Here is a 23,319-nt window from a genome sequence, read left to right as displayed (position 1 = left end):
ATGGAGGCCTTGAGGCCTCCTTTTTTTATCTTCACTCTCCTGCTACATTCATTGCATCTTCCGCAGGAAACGAACCCGCCAATGTAACGATCGCTTTTCATTAACCCCTTTTTCGCACACGCGCATTTTGCAGCGTGGAGTAAAACGTTTTTGAAAGGAAATCGTCATGAATTCGCTTTTGTATGCGCTTATTGAAGCGCTGCGCTGCCACCGCTGGCTGCGCCTGCTTGCCTGCGCGTTTATCTTCTCTTCACTGGGGAATGGTTTGACCCAGGTTGTTGTTTTCGGCTTACTGCTGCAGTGGTCAGCACCACCGGTGCTGCTGACGCTCGCTTTTCTTTTTGCCACGGTGCCGGGATTCCTCGGCAGTATGATCGGCGAAAAATTGTGCTCTCGATTTTCCCCGTTGTCTTTGCTGATTCTGACTGAGGTACTGGGATTGCTCGCCCTGTTCTTTCCCTTTCTCGGTGTGCATTATCACAGCATACCCGCCCTGCTTGCCATGCAATCCGCTGAAGCATTATTGAGTGGGATCGGCTGGCCTGCGCTAACGCTGCTGTTCAAACGCGGCCTCAGTGATGCCGAGCTGCCTGCCGCAACCGTTCTGGAGAATCTGATATTTGCTTCTCAAGTCCTTTTGGGAACCGGACTTGGCGTCGTGCTTTTTCAGAAAATGCCGGTCGTCGATTTGCTGGCAATCGATGCCGCCAGTTTTCTGGGATCGCTCTTGATGCTCCTGCTGGCGAGGCGAGAGTTTGCGGCACGGATAAAACCCTCCCCCACCGATGCTCACGCACTCGTCGCGCTACGTTGGCAGAGGCTAACCCAGCGGCAAAAACGCTCTTTGCTCCTGCTGCCAGCGCTGGCTGCCGTAGGCTCACCGGCTATGGCGTTACTGCCCGCCCTGGCGCAGGAGATACAGCCTGAGAATGCGGCAGGTCTCGCGCTGCCCCTGCTTTTCGCCAGGAGCATGGGGCAGCTTTGCGGTCCAATGTTGCTCAAGAGAGACAGTCTGACGCGCGTCGCGACCCAACCTCTCCTGCTGATGGGCTACCTTGCTCTCTTTCTGGCTGCTTATGGGGTGCTTCCGCTGTTATCCGGCTGGGTTGTGCCCGCGCTGGGAATGATCTTCATTGCACATCTGGCGTCGAATATTGTATTTGCGGCAGGTACGTTTGGGGTGCTTAGTAACTTTCAGATGGCCCAGATTTCGTCAGCAAGCAGTAAAGCCTGGCGCTGGCAAACGCTTAGCGCTTCCCTCTTTACTGGCCTCGCAGCGATGGTAGCGACAGCGTTCGGGGCAGTTGAGGCGCTGTATATGGTCTCTGGCACCGCGCTGCTTTTCGTTACGCTGGTACTGAGGCGTTTCAGTGATTAAGACATAAAAAAACGCCTGCTATAAAAGCAGGCGTTAAAACAGGTCTGTAAGACAACATATTTGGTGCTTCACTCAACGTTGTGTCCATGGTGTTTGATGAGGCCGAAGCGACATCTGTCAGTGGACGATAAGCACCGTAAACGGCTCTGCGTCATTCCTGAGTTTATGAGGCACTAAGGCGAACATAAGAGATGGAATGAGCATCTACACGCATATTATTGCACGTTACATGCCAGGTTTACACGCAGAACTTTTACATTGCGCAACATTCTAAGATAAAAGGAAATTCTGCTGTTAAGAACCGTCTGAAGCCCGATAATGTACCGATAAGAGATTCAACCTGTCGTCGGCAAGAGACAATAAAGCCGCCGGTATATTAAATTGTTTATTTACAAGGCATTGCGTGTCGCCAAATCGCGACAATGGAGAAGTGTGTTGTTGGGGAATAACGACAGGGATTAAAAACCGCAGAAAACAAAAAACCCCGCCGAAGCGGGGTTCAAAATTGGTCGGCGAGAGAGGATTCGAACCTCCGACCCACTGGTCCCAAACCAGTTGCGCTACCAAGCTGCGCTACTCGCCGATATACTGCTTTTTTGAATTTTTAGTTCAATTCATTTAAAAAGTCGTGGTGCGAGGGGGGGGACTCGAACCCCCACATCCAAAGGACACTAACACCTGAAGCTAGCGCGTCTACCAATTCCGCCACCTTCGCAATTCACAACTCTTTCAAATAATGGGGTGGCTAATGGGATTCGAACCCACGACAACTGGAATCACAATCCAGGGCTCTACCAACTGAGCTATAGCCACCACTGTATTCTTTCACGCGGTACTGACTACTTCTCAGACCACCGCAGCTCTAGCACCGGGTTAATGGTGCGCCCGACAGGATTCGAACCTGAGACCTCTGCCTCCGGAGGGCAGCGCTCTATCCAGCTGAGCTACGGGCGCTTAGCGCCGTTGCGGGGCTGGATATTACGTACCTCCGTCCCCGCTGTCTAGTGCTTTTTTGAAAAAAATGCGCGTTTGGTTATGGTTTGCACATTTTGCCGCTTATTCCTCCACTTTATGCGTGGTAGCGCGGCGACCCAGGCCAAAAAGCTTATATGCCGCTGTGACGGCAGCCAGGAAGATCATCCCGACAAACAGCGACATGCGGGTATCTTCATTAAAGTACATCCCAATTAATACGCAAATCAGGAACGCCATCGTCAAATAGTTCGCGTACGGGAACAAAATGGAGCGGAACGGATGGCTGGCGATCGCTTTTTTATGCGCATGACGGAAACGCAGCTGGCTAATCAGGATCACAAACCACGGCACCATGCCCGGCAGCACGCTGGCGCTATAAACGTAAACGAACACGCGCTGCGGATTCGGGATGATGTAATTCAGACATGAACCAATCAGCAGGATCACGATCGATACTGCCACGCCCATAACCGGCACGCCCGCACGGGACACTTTCCCCATCACCGCAGGCAGTTGGTTGTTTTTCGAAAGCGCGTAGAGCATGCGGCCACAGCTGTACATCCCGCTGTTGCAGCCAGAGAGCGCAGCCGTCAGCACCACGAAGTTAATAATCCCTGCTGCCGCTGTAATACCAATTTTCGCGAAGGTTAAGACAAACGGGCTGCCGGTGGTGCCGATTTCGTTCCACGGGAAGATAGTCACGATAACGAAAATTGCGCCCACATAGAAAATCAGGATACGCCACAGCACTTTGCCCACCGCGCTACGCAGCGTGACCTGCGGGTTTTTCGCTTCACCGGCAGTAATACCGATCAACTCAACGCCCTGATAAGAGGCGACAACGATACAGAGCGCCGTCAGAAAGCCCTTCCAGCCACCCGCGAAGAAGCCACCGTTCTCGGTCAGGTTGCCGAAGCCAATCGCGTGCCCGCCGTTGCCGAAGCCAAAGAAAATAACCCCGAGACCCACGACAATCATCACGATAATAGTGGTGACTTTGATCATCGCAAACCAGAACTCGATCTCACCGTAGAGTCGCACGGCAGCCAGGTTAGCCAGCGCCACCAGCCCCACAGCAATAAGCGCAGGTATCCACTGGACCATGTCCGGGAACCAGAACTGTACGTAGACCCCTATCGCCGTGATTTCCGAGATGCCCACGGCCATCCACATAAACCAGTACGACCAGGCCGTAAGGTAGCCAAAGAACGGGCTCATATAGCGGTGCGCATAAACGGCGAAAGAGCCGGTGACCGGCTCCAGGAAGAGCATTTCGCCCATTGAACGCATGATGAAGAAAACGAACAGCCCGGCGATGATGTACGCCAGTAATACGGAAGGACCCGCCCATTTGAGCGTACTTGCGGAGCCCATGAACAGGCCAACGCCGATAGTGCCGCCCAGCGCTATCAATTCAATGTGTCGAGCTTCCAGCCCACGCTGTAGCTCCGGTTTTTTCTCTGCCATAAATCCTCGGTTGTGTCTGCTGTTTACCGGCTTAAGCCGGTTATTGTTTTTTAGGGGAACTAAAATACGGTGCGAATGGTTTCTTAAATTCTGCTAAATGGCAAACGATGCATTAAAAAAATGAATGCATTGCACAGATTAGCAGCAGTTTTGCAGGGGAGTTGCAGCGCGAACAGCATATCGCGCTACATTTTGATTACATTTTACCGGTGTAGTGCCAGGCGAGATAGCGCAGCAGACGGATCTGCCGTTTGATACGCGTCGGTTGTGATAACAGACGATACAGCCACTCAAGGCCGAGGTTTTGCCAGACTTTCGGCGCGCGCTTAACGTGGCCGGTAAAGACGTCGTAGGTGCCACCAACGCCCATGTACAGGGCATCCGGGCAGACCAGACGGCAATCGCGCATCAGGATCTCCTGACGCGGCGAGCCCATCGCCACGGTAACAATTTTCGCCCCGCTGTCGCGCACGCGTTCAAACAGCGCCTGCCGATCTTCTGGTTTAAAATAGCCGTCCTGGCTACCCACAATGTTAACATTCCACTGGCTACGCAGCTTCTGCTCCGTCTGGGCCAGCACCTCCGGCTTACCGCCGATCAGGAAGACCGGCGTGCCTTCCGCTCCCGCGCGCGCCATGAGCTGCTCCCAGAGGTCAGCCCCCGCCACGCGTGAAACATTAGCGCCAGGATACTTTTTGCGGATAGAGCGCACGACGCTGATGCCGTCTGCGTACTTGAATTCGGCTGCGGTAATCAGGTCTTTCACTTCCGCGTTATCTTCAACCGCGAGCATTTTTTCCGCATTGATGGCCACCAGCGTGCCCGATTTCATCTGCCCGTCCGAGAACAGAAAATCCAGCGCGTGTTGCATATCACGCCAGCCTATAAGCTGTTGACCGCGCAGCGCATAGCGCGGCGCAGAAGTTGTGTCAGTCATTACACTCCCTACTCAGACTTGCGACAGCGTTGTGCTGCCCTGATGCTCGCGTCGGTGGACAAGCCCTGCGCTGTCAAACAGCCAGTACAACAGTTTTGCCAGCACCAGACACACACCGAAAACGACCATGAAGAACACCACGCGCGAGACGAACGAATCCAGCCCCTCGCGTGCCAGAACAATCATATTGAAAATGGCACCAAAGCAGAAACTGTGCAAAATAGCCGCCTTGTAGCGGTTGGTCTCTTCGTTACCGAGCGTGTAAAGCCAGTCGAACCATTTAATGATCAGCCCAACCGCAATCGCGCCAGGCAGGATAAACCACGCGCCGCCCATCACGACCAGCGAGCCAATCAGCGTTGGCGAGATTGCCAGGCCAGAATGGTTGTTCAGCACTTCCCAGGTAAAGTAGTTCGCCGTATTGAGCACCACGCCAGGACGGTCCGGCCACAGCCAGGTCGGAATAAAGACGTAGAAGTCGCGGGCAATGGGTGCAAGCCCCTGGAAGTCGATCTTGTCGTAGTTTTGCAGCAGCAATGCCAGGTTTTCCCACGGCGAGAAGGTGTCGCGCGTGAGGTAGAGGAAGGTGTAAAACGCTTCGTCACCGGCAACGTTTAACCCATAGCGCTTCAGCGCCAGCCAGAACATTCCCACAATGCCAAATACGCCTGCCGCCGCCAGCATCCACAGGGAGATCCACCCGCGAATGATGCCGATAAACAGGAAGATGGCGAAGGCGATAATGATGTTGGCGCGCGTTCCACCCACAATCATGTAGGTCAGGATGCCGAAGGCGACGGTACTGACGAGGAAAAACAGCCACGCCTTGCTGTCCTGGCGCAGGAAAAAGACCACCAGCATCGCCGGAATGAAGAAGTAGAAGAACCGTTTGAGCGCCACGCCTGACACTTCAGCAGAGAAAATCTGGCTGTAGGACTGGAGCTTAAACAGCAGGAAGCCGTTATGCATGAAGAAGATGCCGACGCTGACCAGCGCGATAGTCATCAGCATCACCCACGTAAGGTGCGTCTCCACCCGGTTCATGGTGAAAATCGGTCGCCGTGGCGCGGACGCTGTTGATGAGCGCAGGCGCGTTTTATAGGTGACGTAGTAGACGGCGTAGAAGCAGGTTGCGGAGAGCAGCGCCTGCAGCAAAATTTCCGGCGGGGCAACGGCCACATCAAAACGGAAAACCAAAATACTGGTCAGCGGGAAGCCGAAGTAAAAGGTCAGCAAAAACAGCAGCGAGAAGAAGACGTTGAAGTTAAAGCGCACGCGACGGAACTCAAACCAGGTGAGCGTGGCGATAAACAGCGTGCTCAGCAGCCAAACCACCAACAAGCCGCTAAATTGCAACTGGCTCATGCGTTGTCTCCTGCAGCGATACGCAGCGCGCGGTGCCACGGCGTGAGGTAGTTCGGGCTAAAGAAGTCGATGCTATTTTTATCCACCAGCGCCAGCTGGCGCTGCGCTTCCCGCACGATATCGATGTTCAGCGTGTCCGAGGTAAACAATACCGGAATATGCTGCTCGGTCATATCCTGCCAGAACGGGTTTTCGCGGTTCAGCACGCACGGAACGCCTGCCTGGATAAGCAGACATAAGGTACCAATCCCCTGCTGACGGGCAAAGATAAAATAACCCAGGTCGCACTTTCTCAGGAGTGCGAGATAGTCATCAAATTCCAGCTTATCCTGCAGAATATTCACATGCTCAGCGCTGAATAACGCCAGCGCCTGCTGACGGACCTCAGCGATGTAGGCGTCGTTATTCGCCGGGTAGCCCATTGGCACAACCACGTTCACCGTATCGCCAAACTGCTGATGCACCGCCCGGAGCGCCGCAACATGTTCGTTACTGCGATCCCCGGAGTTACCCACCAGAATCGTCAGTTTGCCCTCGCGCACCGTGTCGTTCGCCATATTGTTCAACGCCGGGTTCATGCGGGTCGGGAAATAGAGCAGCTCACCGCGCACGTGCGGATGCCGTTCAGCAAAGTAATTAAGATCGCCACGGGTAGCGAACACGCAGCCCACGCGCCCCTGAGCCATACGGCGCAGAGGATAGAAAAGGCGGAACTTCCAGCCGCGCGACACTTCATAGAGATCGGCGCCCCAGATATGCCAGCTACACTGGGAAGGCTTTATCCCACCGCTCAGCAGAGCCATCCACAGGCCCGTATTGAACTGCCCATGGAAGAAGAAGCGTTGTTCACGATCGGCTTTTGCCTTCGCGATGACCGCTTTCGCCAGCGCGGCTTTATCTGGCCAGAAGGTGATGTTAAGCGCCGGACACGCCGCGCCCAGGCCATTGTCCTGACCTGCAACTATAAACTCGCGCGCATCAGGATTGCCCGACGCCAGCTCATCGTTGAAGAACCGCAGTACGGTCTGGTTATGGTGTGGGATGTCCGACCCCAGGATGTGAATCAGTGCAGTCATGCGCGTTTACGCCAAAGTAAAAATACGCCGCAACAGGCAGCGAAATAAACGATATAAGTTGCCATATAGGCCTGAGCAGCCCCCAGCGCGCCGTGCGAAGGGATCAGCCAGTGAGAGAACGCCGTCAGCAGCGCAAACTGACTAATCTCCGCCAGGATATACAACCGCAGCGAGGCTTTCGCAATCACCAGATAACCGAAAACGTAAGCGCCGACTTTCAACACATCGCCTACCAGCTGCCAGGCGAACAGATCGCGCATGGCGATAAACTTTGCCGAGAAGAGCAGCCAGATGGCGACATCACGTAATAACCAGACGGTAAAGCTGGCGGCCGCCACGGCAGGGAGCACAAAACGCAGTGAGCGGAAAATCTCGCGAGTAATATCCTTTTTTACGGTCAGCCGGGATAAGGTTGGCAGCAAATAGACGCTAAAGGAAGCCGTTATAAATTGGAGGTAGGCATCGGAAATGCTGCTCACGCCCTGCCAAATCCCGACTTCATCCCAACTGTAATGCGCAGCCAGCAGGTTTCGCATCATGACGTAGGCCACCGGAAGCGTCACCGAGGTGATGAGCGCCATCAGGGTAAATTTGCCTAACTGTCCCGCCAGCATCTTGTCCCACTGCGGTTTCAGGTAACGTAGCGGGATGACCCCTCTGCGCATCAGCATAAACGCCGCCGGAACGACAACCAGGGCAGGCACGAGCGCCAGCCCCAGCAGTGCGCCCTCATAGCCACCCAGGCGATAGCAGAAATAATAGGCAATCACACCGATGACGCTTCCCAGGATCAGCGCCAGCGCATTGCCCGCCGCATCACGGAAGCCCTTCATCAGTGCCAGCAGCAGGTTGGCCCAGGCAATCCCCATCTGAACCAGCGCGACCAGGCGAACCAACCCCTGATACTGCGTGTGCCCAAACAGCCCCTGGCTAATCGGTGCCGCCGCCAGTAAAAACACAACGGCCAGCAGCGTGGAAAATCCCAGGACCATGGCCGAGGACGTTCCCACAACCGTGCGCAGTTTTTCGGCATCATCATGATGCTGAGCCACGTATTTGGTGACGCCGTTAAATATTCCCGCCCCGGCCAACACGCCGAGAACCGTGACCAGCTGGCGGAAATTGCCCGCCAGCCCGACGCCTGACGGGCCGAATGAGACAGCCAGCAACTTGACGACCAGCAATCCGGCACCAATTTTTACAAGCGTGGACGCAGCCGTCCACACCGATGCTTTTGCCAGAGACATATCAGCCGAAATAACTCAGAAGGGTATTGATCACCGTGCGTTGATTAACGGGTGCGAGGTTGTAGAACAGAGGCAGGCGGAGCAAACGCTCGCTCTCTTTGGTGGTGTAACGGTCTTCGCCCGCAAATACGCCAAACGCTTCTCCAGCCGGGCTGGAGTGCAGCGGGATGTAGTGGAATACCGCCAGAATTTCAGCCTCTTTCAGCCAGGCAATCAGGCTGCTGCGATCGTCGTTATCGCGCAGCTTGATGTAAAACATATGGGCGTTGTGGACGCAGTCTGCCGGGATCGTCGGCAGTTCAATACGCCCGGCTTTCGCCAGCGGCTCCAGCGCGTCGTAGTAGGTTTGCCACAGGGACAGGCGTTGCAGATTAATACGCTCCGCCGCCTCCAGCTGCGCCCAAAGATATGCGGCCTGCAGATCGGCCATCAGGTAGCTTGAGCCGATATCGCGCCAGGTGTACTTGTCGACCTGACCACGGAAGAACTGGCTGCGGTTGGTGCCTTTTTCGCGGATCACCTCGGCACGCTCCACCAGCGCACGGTCGTTAATCAGCGTCGCGCCGCCCTCACCGCCTGCGGTGTAGTTTTTGGTTTCGTGGAAGCTAAAGCAGCCGATGTGGCCGATCGTGCCCAGCGCGCGCCCTTTGTAGGTGGACATCACGCCCTGCGCGGCGTCTTCCACCACGAACAGGTTGTGCTTTTTGGCGATCGCCATAATCGTGTCCATTTCGCACGCCACGCCCGCATAATGAACCGGGACAATCGCGCGCGTTTTGTCGGTAATCGCCGCTTCAATCAGCGTTTCGTCGATGTTCATGGTATCCGGACGGATATCCACAAAGACAATTTTCGCCCCGCGCAGGACAAACGCGTTCGCCGTAGAGACAAAGGTATAACTCGGCATGATCACTTCATCGCCGGGCTGGATGTCCAGCAGCAGTGCGGCCATCTCCAGGGAGGCCGTACAGGATGGCGTCAGCAGCACTTTGGCGCTGTGAAAACGCTGCTCCATCCACTGCTGGCAGCGACGGGTAAAACCGCCGTCGCCGCAAAGTTTGCCGCTGCCCATGGCAGACTGCATATAGTCGAGTTCCGTTCCCACGACGGGTGGTGCGTTAAATGGAATCATCATGTCACCTGTATAACCAGTAAGCGGTGGCGTCGACGTTGGCCCCACTCGCAATATAACGTTTAAGCGCGGCGGTGTTGCCCATCTGGGTCGCCACCCGCAGCGTCGATAACTGTTCCTGCTCAGCCCAGTGCAGCGCGGCCTGCATGAGTTCCTTACCCATGCCGCGTCCGGCGAGTAGGCCGATACGCGCGTCCTGCTCATTCACCTTACGCAGGGAAACAAAGCCCTGAATCTGTCCATCCACCGCGCGGAAAACCAGACACACGTGGTCGAACGTGCCTTTTACCGCATTTTCAATCCACTGTGCATAAAAACGGCCGCTGTCTTCAGGCTTATACCAGGGAGCACGAAAGCGGCTTTGGGCAAAGGCCTGCGCCGCCATCTGGCGCAGCGCGGGAATGTCCTGCTCTGCTGCAATTTCTGCGCCTGCCGACGGGTGGCGGGAAACCGTTATGGAGAGATCAACCTCGCCCTCGACCAGCTGGAAACCATGTTGCTGCAGCGCATCCAGCAGATCGGCACGGCCCGCCGGTATCTTCGCCTGCACGCGCGGCCAGGCCGCGAAGTCGGACGCCTGCAAAGCAGGCGCATCGTCACGCAGCCGAACAATCGCCGAAGGCCGGGCAAAAAAAGTGCTTTCCCACTCAAGGGATTCCAGCACGCCGTTGAGTTGACTCAACGCCACACGCCTTTGGTATCAACCACGTACTTCTGGGACACGGTCTTGCCGGGGATCGCTTTGAACGCTTTGTGATCTACCAGCAGCACCAGCACATCCGCCGTCGCCAACGCATCGTTTAGCGCGGTCAGCGTACAATGGCCCGCCAGCTTCGCTGGCAGCTCATGGATATTCGGCTCAACCACAAGCGTCTCACCGCTGTGCCATCCTGCGATCATCTCAGCAATTTCCATCGCCGGACTTTCGCGCAGATCGTCAATGTTCGGTTTAAAGGCCAGGCCAAAGCAGGCAATTTTCAGCTCGCTGGCGCGCTTGCCGCTTTCAGCCAGACAATCCGCCACCGTCGCTTTTACCTGATTGAGTACCCAGTGAGGTTTGCTGTCGTTGACTTCACGCGCGGTGCGGATCAGGCGCGCCTGATCGGGGTTTTGCGCCACGATAAACCAGGGATCGACGGCGATGCAGTGACCGCCCACGCCCGGACCCGGCTGGAGAATGTTGACGCGTGGATGGCGATTCGCAAGGCTAATCAGCTCCCAGACGTTAATCCCCTGATCGGCACAAATCAGTGACAGTTCGTTCGCAAAGGCGATGTTAACGTCGCGGAAGCTGTTTTCGGTCAGTTTGCACATCTCGGCGGTGCGGGAGTTGGTCACCACGCATTCGCCTTCAAGGAAAATCTTATACAACTCGCTGGCGCGCGCGGAACATACCGGCGTCATGCCGCCAATCACGCGGTCGTTTTTAATCAGCTCGACCATGACCTGACCCGGCAGCACACGCTCCGGACAGTAGGCGATATTAATATCGGCCTGCTCACCCACCTGCTGTGGGAAGGTTAAATCTGGACGGGCTTCTGCCAGCCACTGGGCCATCTGCTCGGTAGCGCCCACCGGCGACGTGGACTCGAGGATCACCAGCGCCCCTTTTTTCAACACAGGCGCGATAGATTTTGCTGCCGCCTCAACGTAAACCATGTCGGGCTCATGATCGCCTTTAAATGGCGTCGGAACCGCAATCAGAAAGGCATCGGCGTCGACCGGCGTGGTGCTGGCACGCAGGAATCCTCCGTCGACGGCCTTTTTCACCACGAGGTCGAGATCGGGCTCCACAATATGAATTTCGCCACGGTTAATGGTGTCCACCGCGCGCGCATTGATGTCGACGCCTACAACCTGCTTTTGACGAGAGGCAAAGGCCGCCGCAGTAGGCAGTCCAATGTAGCCAAGACCCACGACAGAGATGGTAGTAAAACTCATAGCGTTACCCGATTGTGTTTAAGTGCATGCAAAATACGACCACAAGACTGCCCATCACCATACGGGTTATGGGCCCGGCTCATCGCCTGATACTCTTCTTCATCGTGCAGCAGGCGCGTCACTTCGTCGACGATACGACGCATATCCGTGCCCACCAAGCGTACCGTGCCCGCTTTTACCGCTTCCGGGCGCTCGGTGGTTTCACGCATGACCAGCACCGGTTTGCCGAGAGACGGCGCTTCTTCCTGAATCCCGCCGGAATCGGTGAGGATCAGCCAGGCGTGATTCATCAGCCAGACGAATGGCATGTAGTCCTGCGGTTCGATCAGAAGGACATTGTCCACATGACCCAAAATACGGTTCACCGGCTCGCTGACGTTAGGATTGAGGTGTACCGGATAGACAATCTGCACATCTTCATTCTGCGCGGCAATCTCAGCCAGCGCGTGGCAGATTTGCTCAAAGCCGCGACCGAAACTTTCGCGACGGTGGCCCGTCACCAGGATCGTTTTCTTGCCGTTATGCAGGAAAGGATAGCGCGCAGCGAGTTCTGCCTGCAGATCGGTGTTTGCCAGCACGCGGTCACGTACCCAGATCAGTGCATCGATAACCGTATTCCCGGTGACAAAGATCTTATTGTCGGCAATATTTTCCCGCAGCAGGTTCTGACGCGAGTTTTCAGTTGGCGCAAAGTGGTACATCGCCAGATGTCCGGTCAGCGTGCGGTTGGCCTCTTCCGGCCAGGGCGAGTAAAGGTTGCCCGTGCGCAGGCCCGCTTCAACGTGACCAACGGGAATACGCTGATAGAATGCGGCCAGGCTGGTCGCCACGGTGGTCGTGGTGTCGCCATGAACCAGCACCACATCAGGTTTGAAAGATTCCAGAATAGGCTTCAATTCTTGCAGAATACGGCAGGTGATCTCCGTCAACCCCTGCCCCGGTTTCATAATATTGAGATCGTAATCCGGGACGATAGAAAAGAGAGTTAAGACCTGATCGAGCATCTCCCGGTGCTGGGCAGTCACGCATACTTTTGCTTCAATATCAGGATCTCTGGCCAGCGCATGAACCAGAGGCGCCATCTTGATGGCCTCCGGCCTGGTGCCAAATACGGTTAGTACTTTCACATCGATTCTCTTCGATTAGGCGATGAAGGCCGTAGCCTTCATCGTAGACGGCGTTCTTAATTTGTGCGACGACGCATTAATGCTACGCCAGCGCCAGTCAGTGCGCCCACAATCCCCCACATGATCATCAGGAATGCGCGTCGCGGACTATCGCGTTTTACAGGTTCTTCAGGCGTTCTCAAATAACGATACGTCTGAAAACGGGGGTCCATCGTTGGACCGACGTTCAGGGTGTTAAGCATGGCGCGGTTTTGGTCGTAATCGAGGTCAAAATCAGGGCCAACGGCCTGGAGATTTTCCAGTCGCGCCTGGAGCATAGGACGACCAAGGAGGAACATTTCGGAATCAGGCAGTTCATCAGCCGGAACATCCGTTTCGCTGCGAGAGATATTGTGCTGCTCCGCAATTTTAAGCGCCTGCTCAATATTGTGGACACGGCGGGCAAAAATGGCTTTCGCCACCTCTTCCTGACGTTTCACCTGCGCCTTCATCTGAATCGTTCGCGCAGCCCAGGCACCTTTCAGCTCATCATTGAGATGGCTGGCGGCACGCTGGCTGGCAAAGGCCACATACTGACGTAGCAGGTTGTTCGCATCCGGCGCCGTTTCGGCAATCAGCTTCACGCTGTCGCTGACATTGCGCAGCGCATCGCCCGGCATAAACTGGATATTGTTGATGAGATCATCCAGCAGCGCGGCATCGACTTTTGTGTTATCAACCCGACGCTGCTTGAAGTAATCGGTCTGCGACCAGAAATCGCGACGCGTATCCCATGAGGCGAGCTGCATCACGAACTCTTTGTAGGCCTCATCCATGACGGATACCTGATCCGGCGTGGCGAGATTCGCTTTAATATCCAGGTTACGCAGGAACTGCTGCTGGGAATAGAAGCCGCCGAGCATGTTAACCGTTGGTCTGTCGGTAATCGCCGTCGCGCTCCACTCTTGTTTTGCAAAGAATGTGTAGGCCAGCGCTAACAGAGCGAACCCTAACGCGATCCCCGCTATCCAGAATTTGCCCCGCCATAACACGCGGAACAAACCACGAATATCCAGCTCATTCTCAGTTACCACTGATTTCGCTCCCGCCAACGGTTGAGTCATCATAGTCCCGGTTTTACTTAGTTAATGTTGTGTTTTTGCCACTGTTCCGACGCATCCTGCGTTTTAAACGTTTAATGAATCGTGCGACTTTCCATGCGCGTTTGATGCAGTAACCGTACATAAAGAATGCTAGCAAGAATAATACCAACATTACCCATTCAGGGATGAAATGAGCATATTCCGCGGCCACACCAATACCGGCGAGGATAGCCGCTGCGAGGGTGATCAGGACAAAAGCCTGACGGGACGTGAACCCGGCGCGCATGATCAGATGGTGGATATGCTGACGGTCAGGGGAGAAGGGGCTCATCCCTTTACGCAGACGGCGATACATAATCGCCACCATGTCCATCAGCGGGATAGCAATAATCCACAGCGCCGTTACCGGGCTAATCGGATGCGTTTTACCTTGTGTGGTTTCCAGCAGGACCCAGATAACGGTAAAGCCAATCAAGGTACTTCCCGCATCACCCATGAAGACTTTATAGCGACGCCCCAATACACCGAGGTTGAGGAAGATATAGGGCAGGATGGCGGCAATCATGGCGAAACACCACATTGACAGGCTGTACTGACCATCAAACCACAAAATAATACCGATCGCGGCAAACGAGACGGAGGACAACCCGCCGAGCAGGCCGTCAATACCATCGACCATGTTGAAAGCGTTAATTGCCGCCCAGACGGCAAACAGCGTCAGGAAGAAACCAAACGGCCCCAGCACCAGCTCCCACGGGCCAAAAACATAACCCAGACTTCTCAGGTACAGGCCGCCGACCACCATCATGATGACGCCAATGGCCGCCTGTACGGTCGCGCGAAACTTCACACTGATATCAAATCGGTCATCAAGCGCCCCGACTAACACGAGGACACCCGCACATGCCAGGTAGAGCGCGGCATGCGGAATATAGTAATCCGCGATCGCAAATGTGAAACAGATACCTGCGTAAACCGAAATCCCCCCCACCAGCGGGATAAGCCCCTGATGGCGCTTACGGAAATTCGGCTTGTCCACTAACCCGATTCTTTTTGCTACCTTGCGCGCAATGAACAAAAAACAGGTTGTGAATAAAAAAATACTGATCAGCTCAGTTACTGCAGTGAGTAGATTCACAATGGATTGCTCTCAACAAAAGTTAGTCCCGGAAGTATAACCATGAAGCACCCTGCCTCTGAAGGAATAAAAGGTGGCCTCTCACAACTCCCTTTGTATGTTTTTCAATCAATTATTTCTTTGATTGTTTAAACCTGCTTATTGTCGCACCGACAGGTCGAAAATGGGAGTCTGTGGTAATAGCGTATAGTCCATAAATGAAAAACGCCACGTAAAAACGTGGCGTTCACTGGGATAATTTGCGTTACGAGCGTTTCATCATGTCGAAGAAATCGTCGTTGGTTTTGGTCATCGCCAGTTTGTTGATGAGGAACTCCATTGCGTCGATTTCACCCATTGGATGGATGATTTTGCGCAGGATCCACATTTTCTGCAGCTCTTCCTGAGTGGTGAGCAGCTCTTCCTTACGGGTACCGGAACGGTTGTAGTCGATAGCCGGGAAGACGCGTTTTTCAGCGATCTTACGAGAGAGGTGCAGTTCCATGTTGCCTGTACCTTTAAACTCTTCGTAGATAACTTCGTCCATTTTGGAGCCGGTATCAATCAGCGCGGTCGCAATGATGGTCAGGCTGCCGCCCTCTTCCACGTTACGTGCCGCACCGAAGAAGCGCTTCGGACGATGCAGGGCGTTGGCATCCACACCACCGGTCAATACTTTACCGGAAGCTGGCACCACAGTGTTGTACGCACGCGCCAGACGGGTGATGGAGTCGAGCAGGATGATCACGTCTTTCTTGTGCTCAACCAGGCGTTTCGCCTTCTCGATAACCATTTCTGCAACCTGAACGTGGCGAGATGCTGGCTCGTCGAAGGTAGAAGCAACCACTTCACCTTTGACCAGACGCTGCATCTCGGTCACTTCTTCCGGACGTTCGTCAATCAGCAGTACCATCAGCACGCAGTCTGGGTGGTTGTAGGCAATGCTCTGCGCGATGTTCTGCAGCAGCATGGTTTTACCCGCTTTTGGCGGTGCCACAATCAGGCCACGCTGACCACGACCAATAGGTGATGCCAGATCCAGAACGCGAGCAGTTAAGTCTTCGGTAGAACCGTTACCACGCTCCATGCGCAGGCGAGAGTTCGCGTGCAGCGGCGTTAAGTTCTCAAAGAGGATCTTATTGCGCGAGTTTTCCGGTTTGTCGTAGTTAACTTCGTTAACTTTTAACAACGCAAAGTAGCGTTCACCCTCTTTTGGAGGACGAATCTTACCTGAAATGGTGTCACCAGTGCGGAGGTTGAAACGGCGGATTTGGCTAGGGGATACGTAGATGTCGTCAGGGCCGGCGAGGTAGGAGCTGTCTGCAGAGCGGAGGAAACCAAATCCGTCTTGCAATATCTCCAGCACACCGTCGCCAAAGATATCTTCGCCACTCTTAGCGTGCTGCTTCAGGATGGCGAAAATGATGTCCTGCTTGCGCATACGAGCCTGGTTTTCCAGCCCCATATTTTCGCCGAGAGTGATCAGCTCAGAAACCGGCGTATTCTTTAATTCGGTAAGATTCATAATGGTGTGGGTTCTTAAACTCGGGGTGATTCTCGAACTTAATGTTGTGAATGGTATGGCAGGGTCATCCATGCCTGTTTAGCGGCCATCAACTCATGTCTGTTCGCTGTCTGGTCACAGGGAAAGAACGCAGAACTGAAACGACAAGACGGATTGAGTGACAAGCCCGGAATCTAGCAACTTCACGCACTGTTCATGTTAACAACGGGAAGTATCGGGTAAAACAAGATTCAAACAACAAGATATGTTTAAAACGAAGTCATAGCTAACTTAGCACGACTAAAGCCGGGCGTCCAGAGATCCACACAATTTAGGCGCTCAGGACGCTCAGCCGAGAAACCTTACGCCAGATTAGCGTCGAGGAACTCTTTCAGTTGACCTTTGGACAGTGCGCCCACTTTGGTCGCTGCCACTTCACCGTTTTTGAACAGCAGCAGGGTCGGGATGCCACGGATACCGTATTTTGGCGCGGTGCCCGGGTTCTGGTCGATGTTCAGCTTGGCAACGGTCAGTTTGCCCTGATATTCGTCAGCGATTTCATCCAGAATCGGGGCGATCATTTTGCAAGGACCACACCATTCAGCCCAGAAATCGACGAGGGTTAGCCCGTCAGCCTTAAGCACGTCCGTGTCAAAACTGTCGTCAGTCAGGTGAATAATTTTATCGCTCATATATAACTCCACAGGAATAAGCCTGGTACGTTGGTTTTGTCTCCACCAACGACGTGTTGATGTCGCATTAACCAACTAAAGGTTGACTTTATTTCACCGGATACGCTTTCGTAAAGCAATAGTAAGCTGATATTCTACCACACTATGAGCAAAACACATTTAACAGAACAGAAGTTTTCCGACTTCGCCCTGCACCCAAAAGTGATCGAAGCCCTTGAAAATAAAGGGTTTCATAACTGCACGCCCATTCAGGCTCTCGCCCTGCCGCTTACGCTGGCCGGTCGCGATGTTGCAGGGCAGGCGCAAACCGGTACTGGCAAAACGATGGCGTTCTTAACGTCAACGTTTCATTATTTACTGTCTCATCCAGCGATTGCAGACCGCAAAGTTAACCAGCCGCGCGCGCTTATTATGGCCCCGACGCGAGAACTGGCGGTACAGATCCACGCAGACGCTGAACCCCTGGCGCAGGCTACTGGCCTGAAGCTTGGCCTGGCCTATGGCGGCGACGGCTACGATAAGCAGCTGAAAGTGCTGGAAAGCGGTGTGGATATCCTGATCGGTACCACTGGCCGTCTTATCGACTACGCCAAACAGAACCATATCAACCTCGGTGCCATCCAGGTTGTCGTGCTGGATGAAGCCGACCGTATGTACGATCTGGGCTTCATTAAAGACATCCGCTGGCTGTTCCGCCGCATGCCTGCTGCGAATCAGCGTCTGAACATGCTGTTCTCTGCAACCCTTTCTTACCGCGTTCGCGAACTGGCGTTCGAACAAATGAACAATGCCGAGTATGTGGAAGTGGAGCCAGAGCAGAAAACAGGTCACCGCATTAAAGAAGAGCTCTTCTATCCTTCGAATGAAGAGAAAATGCGTCTGCTGCAAACGCTGATCGAAGAAGAATGGCCCGATCGCGCCATCATCTTTGCGAACACCAAACACCGCTGTGAAGATATCTGGGGCCATCTGGCTGCAGACGGTCACCGTGTTGGTCTGCTGACCGGCGACGTCGCACAGAAAAAACGCCTGCGTATTCTTGAAGAATTTACCCGTGGCGATCTCGATATTCTGGTCGCAACCGACGTTGCCGCTCGTGGTCTGCACATCCCAGCCGTGACGCACGTTTTTAACTATGATCTGCCAGATGACTGCGAAGACTATGTACACCGTATCGGTCGTACCGGTCGTGCGGGCGCAAGCGGTCACTCTATTAGCCTTGCGTGTGAAGAGTATGCGCTGAATCTTCCAGCCATTGAGACCTACATCGGTCACTCTATTCCGCAGAGCAAATACAACCCGGAAGCGCTGTTAAGCGAACTGCCGCCGCCGAAGCGTCTTACTCGCCCACGCTCCGGCAATGGTCCGCGTCGTTCTGGTGGCGCACCGCGTAATCGTCGTCGTTCAGGTTAAGAAATTATGCTCAGTTCCACCTCGCTATATGCGGCAATTGATCTCGGTTCGAATAGTTTTCATATGCTGGTTGTGCGCGAGGTGGCGGGAAGCATACAGACGCTGACGCGCATTAAGCGCAAGGTCCGCCTGGCGGCGGGCCTGAGCAGCGACAATCACCTCTCCCCCGAAGCCATGGAACGTGGCTGGCAGTGTCTGCGCCTCTTTGCTGAGCGCCTGCAGGACATACCCCATACCCAAATCCGCGTTGTCGCTACCGCAACGCTTCGCCTGGCGGTTAATGCCGTGGATTTTATTGCCAAAGCGCAGGAAATTCTCGGTTGCCCGGTGCAGGTCATCAGCGGTGAAGAAGAAGCGCGTCTGATCTATCAGGGCGTGGCGCACACCACCGGGGGTGACGATCGCCGTCTGGTGGTGGATATTGGCGGAGCGAGCACCGAACTGGTCACCGGCACGGGCGCCCAGGCGACGTCGCTGTTCAGCCTGTCGATGGGCTGCGTGACCTGGCTTGAGCGCTACTTTACCGACCGCAATCTCGCGCAAGAGAACTTCGACGAGGCTGAAAATGCCGCGCGCGAGGTGCTGCGTCCGGTCATGGACGAATTGCGCTACCACGGCTGGAAAGTGTGTGTTGGCGCGTCCGGAACCGTACAGGCGTTGCAGGAAATCATGATGGCACAGGGGATGGACGAGCGGATCACGCTTGCCAAACTCCAGCAACTGAAGCAACGTGCTATTCAGTGTGGTCGGCTGGAAGAGCTGGAAATTGAAGGCCTGACGCTTGAGCGTGCATTGGTTTTTCCAAGCGGTCTGGCCATTCTGATCGCCATTTTCACCGAACTGAACATCCAGTGCATGACCCTGGCAGGCGGCGCGCTGCGCGAAGGTCTGGTCTACGGAATGCTGCATCTGTCGGTTGATCTGGACATCCGCAGCCGTACGCTGCGTAACGTTCAGCGCCGCTTCATTGTGGATACCGAGCAGGCGCAACGGGTGGGACAGCTGGCGTCGCTCTTTGCGGACCAGGTCAAACCGCGTTGGGATATTGAACCATTAAGTCGCGATTTGCTGCTAAGTGCCTGTGCGCTGCATGAAATTGGCCTGAGCGTTGAGTACAAGCAAGCGCCGCTGCATGCCGCGTGGCTGGTGCGTAATCTTGATTTGCCGGGCTATACCCCTGCGCAGAAAAAATTGCTCGCTACCCTGCTGCTAAACCAGACCAATGCCGTGGACCTCTCTTCACTCCACCAGCAAAACGCGGTGCCGCCGCGCGTGGCCGAGCATCTGTGCCGTTTACTTCGTCTGGCGATTTTGTTTGCCAGCCGTCGCCGCGACGATCTCCTCCCGGCAATTACGCTGGTGGCAGACGATGAAAAGCTCACGCTGACGCTACCGGAAAATTGGTTGGATAATCACCCACTTGGGGCAGAGCTGATCGAGCAAGAGTGCCAATGGCAGAGCTACGTGCACTGGGCGCTTGAGATAAAGTAAGTCGCTGAACAATGCCGGGTGGCGGCTTCGCCTTACCCGGCCTACTCACCATTATCCTTTCTCTTTGGCTTTTGCCAGCATGGCGCGAATATTCGCCACGTTAGCCTGTCCCTTGTGCATGCGCTCTTCCGCGGTAATGACTTTGCGTTCCTGCTCCCAGATGAGGTCGTCCTGAGGTAGCTCCAGGAGGAAACGGCTCGGCTCAGGGCGCACCAGTTCACCGTACTGTCTGCGCTCTTTACACAGGGTAAAAATCAGCTCTTTCTGCGCGCGGGTGATCCCCACGTAGGCCAGTCGACGCTCTTCATCGACGTTATCTTCATCAATGCTGCTCTGGTGCGGCAGTAAGCCCTCTTCCATACCGACCAGATAGACATACGGGAATTCCAGTCCTTTGGACGCATGCAGGGTCATCAACTGCACCTGGTCGGCCTCTTCCTCACTCTCACCGCGCTCCATCATATCGCGCAGCGTAAAGCGGGTGACTACCTGGGTCAGCGTCATCGGTTCGTCAATTTCCGAGCCTTCCAGCATTTCGGTCATCCAGCTAAAGAGCTGATTGACGTTTTTCATCCGCATCTCGGCCGCTTTCGGGCTGGCAGAGGTTTCGTACAGCCAGGATTCGTAGTCGATACCGTGGATCAGGTCGCGCACGGCAGCCACGGGCTCACGCTCTGCCAGCCGCTGTACTTCACCAAGCCAGTGGGTGAATCGGGTTAAGTTGTCATATCCGCGTCCCGTCAGCGTCTGGCTTAGCCCCATATCAAAGCTGGCGGTAAACAGGCTTTTATTGCGGGTCATCGCCCACTCGCCCAGCTTTTGCAGCGTTGCCGGGCCGATCTCGCGTTTCGGCGTATTCACAATGCGCAGGAAGGCACTGTCATCATCCGGGTTGGTCAGCACGCGCAGATAGGCCAGCAGATCTTTGATTTCCGGGCGCGAGAAGAATGAGGTTCCACCCGAAATTTTGTAAGGAATACGGTTCTGCATCAGCATCTTTTCAAAGACGCGCGACTGGTGATTACCGCGATAGAGGATCGCGTAATCCTTGTACTCCGTTTTATTAACGAAGTGATGGGCAATCAGCTCACCGGTGACGCGTTCGGCTTCGTGTTCTTCATTGTTGGCGCTGAGCACTTTCAGCTCTGTACCGTAGCCCAACTCGGAGAACAGACGCTTCTCAAACACGTGTGGGTTATTGGCGATCAGGATATTCGCCGCTTTCAGGATGCGACCGGACGAACGGTAGTTCTGCTCCAGCTTAATCACCTGCAACGCCGGGAAATCTTTGCTCAGCAGCACCAGGTTTTGCGGACGCGCGCCGCGCCAGGAGTAGATCGACTGGTCGTCGTCACCTACCACGGTGAAACGCGCGCGTTGCCCTACCAGCAATTTCACCAGCTCGTACTGACTGGTGTTGGTGTCCTGATATTCATCCACCAGCAGGTAGCGGATCTTGTTCTGCCAGCGCTCGCGCACCTCTTCATTACGCTGCAACAGCAACGTCGGCAGCAGGATCAGGTCGTCGAAATCCAGCACGTTACACGCTTTCATGTGCGCGTCGTACAGACCATAGCAGTGAGCGAAGATACGATCCCGTTCCCCTTTCGCGCTGGCTGCCGCCTGGGCTGGCGTCATCAGATCGTTTTTCCAGTTGGAGATCGTCGAGATCAGCTGTTGCAGCAGGACTTTGTCATCTTCAATCAGCCCTTCCGTCAGCTCTTTAAGCAGCGCCACCTGGTCAGTATCATCGAAAAGCGAGAAGTTGGACTTCATTCCCAGCGCCGCGTATTCGCGTTTAATAATATCCAGCCCCAGCGTGTGGAAGGTGGAGATCATCAGCCCGCGCGCCTCTTTACGGCCCAGCGTCTGCCCCACACGCTCTTTCATCTCGCGCGCCGCTTTGTTGGTAAACGTTACGGCAGCGATGTGCCGCGCCTGATACCCACATCCACGGATCAGGTGGGCGATCTTATTGGTGATGACTCGCGTTTTGCCCGATCCTGCACCCGCCAGCACCAGGCAGGGTCCGGTGACGAATTCGACGGCTTGTTGTTGTCCGGGGTTTAAACGCATAAAAGATCACTCAATGAAAGTCGGGAGAGGAGGAAAAACGCGTGGTAGTATACCGAGCGTAAACTAGTCGACTCAAGGCACGATCATGGCAAAAACAGCAGCAGCACTGCATATCCTTGTTAAAGAAGAGAAACTGGCACAGGATCTTCTGGAACAGATTAAAAACGGCGCCGACTTCGGCAAGCTGGCGAAGAAGCACTCTATCTGTCCGTCAGGTAAACGTGGCGGTGACCTGGGTGAATTCCGCCAGGGCCAGATGGTTCCGGCATTCGATAAAGTGGTCTTCTCTTGCCCGGTACTGGAGCCAACCGGTCCCCTGCACACGCAGTTCGGATACCACATTATCAAAGTGTTATACCGCAACTAACAAAAAGCCCGGTGAGTCAATGCACCGGGCTTTTTTGTCAATGGCTGCCGACAGGCTAAATGCCGTCGCCATACTCGAACGTATGATGAATACCGTTGAAGTGCTGATCCATATCCATCGACGGTTTATCGCTATCCGGTTTACCGACAATGCGCGCCGGTACGCCAGCAGCGGTAGTGTGCGGCGGTACAGGCTGCAGCACAACTGAGCCCGCCCCTATTTTGGCCCCACGTCCCACTTCGATATTACCGAGGATCTTCGCTCCCGCGCCAATCATCACCCCTTCACGGATCTTCGGATGGCGATCGCCGCTGGTTTTACCGGTACCGCCCAGGGTAACCGACTGCAGGATAGAGACATCATCTTCAATCACCGCCGTTTCGCCGACAACAATGCCAGTGGCGTGGTCGAGCATGATGCCACGACCAATTTTCGCCGCAGGGTGAATGTCCACCTGGAAGGTCACAGAAACCTGATTTTGCAGGAAGATAGCCAGCGCGCGGCGGCCTTCATTCCATAACCAGTGGCCGATGCGATAAGCCTGAAGCGCGTGGAAGCCCTTCAGATACAGCAGCGGCGTGGAATATTTATCGACCGCCGGGTCACGCGTGCGCACAGCCTGGATATCACAGGCAGCAGAGGCGATCATCTCCGGGTCAGCGGCATAGGCCTCTTCCACCACTTCACGAATAGCGATAGCAGGCATGATGGAGGAAGCCAGTTTATTGGCGAGCATATAGCTCAGGGCGCTGCCGAGGTCTTCGTGCTTGAGTAGCGTCGCGTGGTAGAAACTGGCCAGCATAGGCTCGCAGTCGGCCAAAGCCCGGGCTTCGGCTTTAATATTGTTCCAGACGATATCCAGTTCTTCACACGGCATTGCTTACTCCAGACGATAGTTAATGACCAGCCAGTTCTGCGCTGGCTGGGTCATT

19 protein-coding genes and 4 tRNA genes are annotated in these 23,319 nt (G+C 54.9%); 4 read left to right on the top strand and 19 right to left on the bottom strand.

Features of this window, described 5'->3' with window-relative positions; translation table 11 throughout:
• Positions 1–166: 166 nt before the first annotated feature.
• Positions 167–1,378, top strand: a complete 1,212-nt coding sequence (locus tag ACTJJA_RS18300) for an MFS transporter (protein WP_440668876.1) — start codon at positions 167–169, stop codon at positions 1,376–1,378.
• A 506-nt stretch (positions 1,379–1,884) separates the two neighbouring features.
• Here the strand turns inward: ACTJJA_RS18300 and ACTJJA_RS18295 are convergent.
• From ACTJJA_RS18295 to trxA, 17 genes are all read right to left on the bottom strand, one after another.
• Positions 1,885–1,961, bottom strand: a tRNA-Pro gene (locus ACTJJA_RS18295).
• A gap of 46 nt (positions 1,962–2,007) precedes the next feature.
• A tRNA-Leu gene (locus ACTJJA_RS18290) sits at positions 2,008–2,093 on the bottom strand.
• Positions 2,094–2,115: 22 nt separating this feature from the next.
• Positions 2,116–2,191, bottom strand: a tRNA-His gene (locus tag ACTJJA_RS18285).
• A gap of 64 nt (positions 2,192–2,255) precedes the next feature.
• Positions 2,256–2,332, bottom strand: a tRNA-Arg gene (locus ACTJJA_RS18280).
• Positions 2,333–2,434: 102 nt separating this feature from the next.
• On the bottom strand, positions 2,435–3,820 hold the full coding sequence (gene thrP / locus ACTJJA_RS18275) for a bifunctional threonine/serine APC transporter ThrP (protein WP_440668875.1): 1,386 nt from the start codon (positions 3,818–3,820) through the stop codon (positions 2,435–2,437).
• A gap of 196 nt (positions 3,821–4,016) precedes the next feature.
• Entirely contained in the window at positions 4,017–4,757 is a 741-nt protein-coding gene (wecG, locus tag ACTJJA_RS18270) for a lipopolysaccharide N-acetylmannosaminouronosyltransferase (RefSeq protein ID WP_212474327.1), read from the bottom strand.
• Between the two features lie 12 nt (positions 4,758–4,769).
• Complete coding sequence (gene wzyE / locus ACTJJA_RS18265) at positions 4,770–6,122, bottom strand: ECA oligosaccharide polymerase (protein ID WP_440668874.1); 1,353 nt, start codon at positions 6,120–6,122, stop codon at positions 4,770–4,772.
• A complete protein-coding gene (locus ACTJJA_RS18260; protein ID WP_440668873.1) occupies positions 6,119–7,198 on the bottom strand; it encodes a TDP-N-acetylfucosamine:lipid II N-acetylfucosaminyltransferase in 1,080 nt (359 codons plus the stop codon). The genes wzyE and ACTJJA_RS18260 overlap by 4 nt, the downstream gene beginning before the upstream one ends.
• Positions 7,195–8,445 carry a lipid III flippase WzxE gene (gene wzxE / locus ACTJJA_RS18255; RefSeq protein WP_010426338.1) on the bottom strand — a complete coding sequence of 417 codons (1,251 nt, stop codon included), beginning with the start codon at positions 8,443–8,445 and terminating at the stop codon, positions 7,195–7,197. The genes ACTJJA_RS18260 and wzxE overlap by 4 nt, the downstream gene beginning before the upstream one ends.
• 1 nt (position 8,446) lies before the next feature.
• On the bottom strand, positions 8,447–9,577 hold the full coding sequence (rffA, locus tag ACTJJA_RS18250) for a dTDP-4-amino-4,6-dideoxygalactose transaminase (protein WP_042717731.1): 1,131 nt from the start codon (positions 9,575–9,577) through the stop codon (positions 8,447–8,449).
• Positions 9,578–9,581: 4 nt separating this feature from the next.
• Positions 9,582–10,259 (bottom strand): dTDP-4-amino-4,6-dideoxy-D-galactose acyltransferase, encoded by a 678-nt coding sequence (gene rffC / locus ACTJJA_RS18245; RefSeq protein WP_440668872.1) that lies wholly within the window; start codon positions 10,257–10,259, stop codon positions 9,582–9,584.
• Positions 10,256–11,518 (bottom strand): UDP-N-acetyl-D-mannosamine dehydrogenase, encoded by a 1,263-nt coding sequence (wecC, locus tag ACTJJA_RS18240; protein WP_421511344.1) that lies wholly within the window; start codon positions 11,516–11,518, stop codon positions 10,256–10,258. Before wecC ends, rffC begins: the two co-directional genes overlap by 4 nt.
• The gene (gene wecB / locus ACTJJA_RS18235) at positions 11,515–12,645 is read right to left on the bottom strand and encodes a non-hydrolyzing UDP-N-acetylglucosamine 2-epimerase (protein ID WP_010426343.1); all 1,131 of its coding nucleotides are present in this window, start codon (positions 12,643–12,645) and stop codon (positions 11,515–11,517) included. Before wecB ends, wecC begins: the two co-directional genes overlap by 4 nt.
• Before the next feature lie 56 nt (positions 12,646–12,701).
• Positions 12,702–13,748 (bottom strand): ECA polysaccharide chain length modulation protein, encoded by a 1,047-nt coding sequence (gene wzzE, locus ACTJJA_RS18230; protein ID WP_042717725.1) that lies wholly within the window; start codon positions 13,746–13,748, stop codon positions 12,702–12,704.
• Between the two features lie 13 nt (positions 13,749–13,761).
• Complete coding sequence (gene wecA, locus ACTJJA_RS18225; RefSeq protein ID WP_089598263.1) at positions 13,762–14,865, bottom strand: UDP-N-acetylglucosamine--undecaprenyl-phosphate N-acetylglucosaminephosphotransferase; 1,104 nt, start codon at positions 14,863–14,865, stop codon at positions 13,762–13,764.
• A 244-nt stretch (positions 14,866–15,109) separates the two neighbouring features.
• Complete coding sequence (gene rho, locus ACTJJA_RS18220) at positions 15,110–16,369, bottom strand: transcription termination factor Rho (RefSeq protein ID WP_001054528.1); 1,260 nt, start codon at positions 16,367–16,369, stop codon at positions 15,110–15,112.
• Between the two features lie 341 nt (positions 16,370–16,710).
• Entirely contained in the window at positions 16,711–17,040 is a 330-nt protein-coding gene (gene trxA / locus ACTJJA_RS18215; RefSeq protein ID WP_004386384.1) for a thioredoxin TrxA, read from the bottom strand.
• A gap of 144 nt (positions 17,041–17,184) precedes the next feature.
• On the opposite strand from trxA, the gene rhlB reads away from it, so the two are divergent.
• Both rhlB and gppA read left to right on the top strand, forming a co-directional pair.
• Positions 17,185–18,453 carry an ATP-dependent RNA helicase RhlB gene (rhlB, locus tag ACTJJA_RS18210; protein ID WP_010426359.1) on the top strand — a complete coding sequence of 423 codons (1,269 nt, stop codon included), beginning with the start codon at positions 17,185–17,187 and terminating at the stop codon, positions 18,451–18,453.
• A 6-nt stretch (positions 18,454–18,459) separates the two neighbouring features.
• Complete coding sequence (gene gppA, locus ACTJJA_RS18205) at positions 18,460–19,944, top strand: guanosine-5'-triphosphate,3'-diphosphate diphosphatase (RefSeq protein WP_010426361.1); 1,485 nt, start codon at positions 18,460–18,462, stop codon at positions 19,942–19,944.
• 51 nt (positions 19,945–19,995) lie between these two features.
• On the opposite strand, the gene rep is transcribed toward gppA, so the two are convergent.
• Positions 19,996–22,020 (bottom strand): DNA helicase Rep, encoded by a 2,025-nt coding sequence (gene rep, locus ACTJJA_RS18200; RefSeq protein ID WP_126545694.1) that lies wholly within the window; start codon positions 22,018–22,020, stop codon positions 19,996–19,998.
• Between the two features lie 85 nt (positions 22,021–22,105).
• Between rep and ppiC the strand changes: the two genes are divergently transcribed.
• Positions 22,106–22,387 carry a peptidylprolyl isomerase PpiC gene (ppiC, locus tag ACTJJA_RS18195; RefSeq protein WP_006812396.1) on the top strand — a complete coding sequence of 94 codons (282 nt, stop codon included), beginning with the start codon at positions 22,106–22,108 and terminating at the stop codon, positions 22,385–22,387.
• A gap of 55 nt (positions 22,388–22,442) precedes the next feature.
• Here the strand turns inward: ppiC and cysE are convergent, their stop codons facing one another.
• On the bottom strand, positions 22,443–23,264 hold the full coding sequence (gene cysE / locus ACTJJA_RS18190; RefSeq protein ID WP_010426365.1) for a serine O-acetyltransferase: 822 nt from the start codon (positions 23,262–23,264) through the stop codon (positions 22,443–22,445).
• Positions 23,265–23,319 lie beyond the last annotated feature (55 nt).

The sequence above is a fragment of the Enterobacter sp. 22452 genome, from assembly GCF_052045065.1.
GTDB lineage: Bacteria > Pseudomonadota > Gammaproteobacteria > Enterobacterales > Enterobacteriaceae > Enterobacter > Enterobacter mori.
This window is presented reverse-complemented; position numbering and strand designations above follow the sequence as displayed.

What these genes read in the sequence shown, in the direction of transcription:
- ACTJJA_RS18300 (WP_440668876.1), top strand. Translation starts at nt 167, where the DNA reads ATGAATTCGCTTTTGTATGCGCTTATTGAAGCGCTGCGCTGCCACCGC.
- thrP (WP_440668875.1), bottom strand. Translation starts at nt 3,820, where the DNA reads ATGGCAGAGAAAAAACCGGAGCTACAGCGTGGGCTGGAAGCTCGACAC.
- wecG (WP_212474327.1), bottom strand. Translation starts at nt 4,757, where the DNA reads ATGACTGACACAACTTCTGCGCCGCGCTATGCGCTGCGCGGTCAACAG.
- wzyE (WP_440668874.1), bottom strand. Translation starts at nt 6,122, where the DNA reads ATGAGCCAGTTGCAATTTAGCGGCTTGTTGGTGGTTTGGCTGCTGAGC.
- ACTJJA_RS18260 (WP_440668873.1), bottom strand. Translation starts at nt 7,198, where the DNA reads ATGACTGCACTGATTCACATCCTGGGGTCGGACATCCCACACCATAAC.
- wzxE (WP_010426338.1), bottom strand. Translation starts at nt 8,445, where the DNA reads ATGTCTCTGGCAAAAGCATCGGTGTGGACGGCTGCGTCCACGCTTGTA.
- rffA (WP_042717731.1), bottom strand. Translation starts at nt 9,577, where the DNA reads ATGATTCCATTTAACGCACCACCCGTCGTGGGAACGGAACTCGACTAT.
- wecC (WP_421511344.1), bottom strand. Translation starts at nt 11,518, where the DNA reads ATGAGTTTTACTACCATCTCTGTCGTGGGTCTTGGCTACATTGGACTG.
- wzzE (WP_042717725.1), bottom strand. Translation starts at nt 13,748, where the DNA reads ATGACTCAACCGTTGGCGGGAGCGAAATCAGTGGTAACTGAGAATGAG.
- rho (WP_001054528.1), bottom strand. Translation starts at nt 16,369, where the DNA reads ATGAATCTTACCGAATTAAAGAATACGCCGGTTTCTGAGCTGATCACT.
- trxA (WP_004386384.1), bottom strand. Translation starts at nt 17,040, where the DNA reads ATGAGCGATAAAATTATTCACCTGACTGACGACAGTTTTGACACGGAC.
- rhlB (WP_010426359.1), top strand. Translation starts at nt 17,185, where the DNA reads ATGAGCAAAACACATTTAACAGAACAGAAGTTTTCCGACTTCGCCCTG.
- gppA (WP_010426361.1), top strand. Translation starts at nt 18,460, where the DNA reads ATGCTCAGTTCCACCTCGCTATATGCGGCAATTGATCTCGGTTCGAAT.
- rep (WP_126545694.1), bottom strand. Translation starts at nt 22,020, where the DNA reads ATGCGTTTAAACCCCGGACAACAACAAGCCGTCGAATTCGTCACCGGA.
- ppiC (WP_006812396.1), top strand. Translation starts at nt 22,106, where the DNA reads ATGGCAAAAACAGCAGCAGCACTGCATATCCTTGTTAAAGAAGAGAAA.
- cysE (WP_010426365.1), bottom strand. Translation starts at nt 23,264, where the DNA reads ATGCCGTGTGAAGAACTGGATATCGTCTGGAACAATATTAAAGCCGAA.